Below are 2184 nucleotides of genomic sequence, written 5' to 3'. Positions count from 1 at the left end.
AAAACCAGAGAGGTTTGATCTTATTTTGAGAATATTAAAAGGCATTCCAAAGGAGGATAAAAATAAGAATACAGCCCCAAGCATTTCCTGTACGTCTCTGAACTAGAAGCATTCCATAAATTAGAATGAAAACAGTTCCTTCTTGCAAGAGGGACAATGAGTCAAAACCAATCATCCCGTGGATAAGCAAGCAGATCAAAGCACAAACAAATGCTCCTAGATTCCATACTCCTTTTACGTACTGAGGATAGCGGAGATTGATTTTTTGGGCAATCACAACATAATTAAAGCCCTCCCAGAATCCCCAAATAAGAGAAATGAGAAGATAGCCCACGAAATTGGTTGGGAAGGGACTGGATAAGACTTCTTTTGTTAGGAGGATGGATTGAAAAGGAAGATAGGAATGAACCTGACCTGAAGCGATGAGGAAAATGAGAAGAGGTAAGGCAATAAGAACTGTTTGAAGGATAGTTGGAAAGAATTTTTTCTTAACCAATCCATATTTCTGTATGCTTTCTTTTCGACGAATAAGGACAGCACTAGTTCCCAAGCCAGCTACAGAAAATTGACAAAGTGCGAGAACCATTAAGCGAATCCAGAGAGAATGGTCTGGACTTCTACTGAAGTTGATGATTGGCTCCTGAAAAGCTAGAAAGCCCATCAGTGGAAGCAAGGTGAAAAGTGCCAAGATATTTAAATCTTTGTCGGCTTCTTTTTGTTGAGTAGATAATCCTTCTTTCATTTATATCTCCTTTTTATCCCTATTATAGGGTTTCCGGGATAGACTGTGAATTAGAGGGGAAAAGCATTGGATTTTTCTACCTCTTTTACAGCTTTTGTGATATAATTATCATGTATTAAAAAAAGAAGGAGTCATATCTAATGGCAAAATTGACTGTTAAAGACGTTGACTTGAAAGGGAAAAAAGTTCTCGTTCGTGTTGACTTCAACGTTCCTGTAAAAGATGGCGTGATCACTAACGATAACCGTATCACTGCAGCTCTTCCAACTATCAAGTACATCCTTGAACAAGGTGGACGTGCAATCCTCTTCTCTCACCTTGGACGTGTAAAAGAAGAAGCAGATAAAGAAGGTAAATCACTTGCTCCTGTAGCTGCTGACTTGGCTGCTAAATTGGGTCAAGAAGTGAAATTTATCCCAGGTGTTACACGTGGTGCTGAATTGGAAGCAGCTGTTAACGCTCTTGAAGATGGACAAGTTCTCTTGGTTGAAAACACTCGTTTCGAAGATGTTGATGGCAAGAAAGAATCTAAAAACGATCCTGAACTTGGTAAATACTGGGCATCACTTGGAGATGGTGTCTTCGTAAACGATGCATTTGGTACTGCTCACCGTGCACACGCATCTAACGTTGGTATCTCTGCAAACGTTGATAAAGCTGTTGCTGGATTCCTTCTTGAAAATGAAATTGCTTACATCAAAGAAGCAGTTGAAGCTCCAGAACGTCCATTCGTAGCTATCCTTGGTGGATCTAAAGTATCTGACAAGATCGGTGTTATCGAAAACTTGCTTGAAAAAGCTGATAAAGTCCTTATTGGTGGTGGGATGACTTACACATTCTACAAAGCACAAGGTATCGAAATCGGTAACTCACTTGTAGAAGAAGACAAATTGGATGTGGCGAAAGCTCTTCTTGAAAAATCAAACGGTAAATTGATCTTGCCAGTTGACTCAAAAGAAGCGAACGCATTTGCTGACTACACTGAAGTGAAAGACACTGAAGGTGAAGCAGTTGACCCAGGATTCCTTGGTTTGGATATCGGTCCTAAATCAATCGCTAAATTCGACCAAGAATTAACTGGTGCGAAAACAGTTGTATGGAACGGACCTATGGGTGTATTTGAAAACCCTGACTTCCAAGCTGGTACAATCGGTGTGATGGACGCTATCGTGAAACAACCAGGCGTTAAATCAATCATCGGTGGTGGTGACTCAGCAGCTGCTGCGATCAACCTTGGACGTGCAGACAAATTCTCATGGATCTCTACTGGTGGTGGTGCTTCTATGGAACTCCTTGAAGGTAAAGAACTTCCAGGATTGGCTGCTCTTACAGACAAATAATCTAAATAGAATGAAAGAGGCTGGGACAAAAGTCCTAGCCTCTTAATTGTTTTTGGATTATCGAGCAAGACGCAGTGGTTGAGTGGGCTCTACTACGCTGAT

At 40.8% G+C, this 2184-nt stretch carries 2 protein-coding genes; one reads left to right on the top strand and one right to left on the bottom strand.

The genetic code is table 11. The features are described 5' to 3' along the window. Positions 1-34 precede the first annotated feature (34 nt). A complete protein-coding gene (locus SPADD19_RS08425; RefSeq protein WP_061455781.1) occupies positions 35-742 on the bottom strand; it encodes a hypothetical protein in 708 nt (235 codons plus the stop codon). Between the two features lie 140 nt (positions 743-882). Between SPADD19_RS08425 and SPADD19_RS08420 the strand changes: the two genes are divergently transcribed. Next, on the top strand, positions 883-2082 hold the full coding sequence (locus SPADD19_RS08420) for a phosphoglycerate kinase (RefSeq protein ID WP_003015928.1): 1200 nt from the start codon (positions 883-885) through the stop codon (positions 2080-2082). Positions 2083-2184 lie beyond the last annotated feature (102 nt).

It is taken from the genome of Streptococcus parasanguinis (genome assembly GCF_001578955.1).
Taxonomy (GTDB): domain Bacteria; phylum Bacillota; class Bacilli; order Lactobacillales; family Streptococcaceae; genus Streptococcus; species Streptococcus parasanguinis_U.
The sequence above is the reverse complement of the archived record's forward strand: the minus strand, read 5'-3'. Positions and strand labels throughout refer to the sequence as shown.

Bases quoted from the DNA above. Each gene is read 5' to 3' on its own strand.
- SPADD19_RS08425 (WP_061455781.1), bottom strand. From the start codon at position 742: ATGAAAGAAGGATTATCTACTCAACAAAAAGAAGCCGACAAAGATTTA.
- SPADD19_RS08420 (WP_003015928.1), top strand. From the start codon at position 883: ATGGCAAAATTGACTGTTAAAGACGTTGACTTGAAAGGGAAAAAAGTT.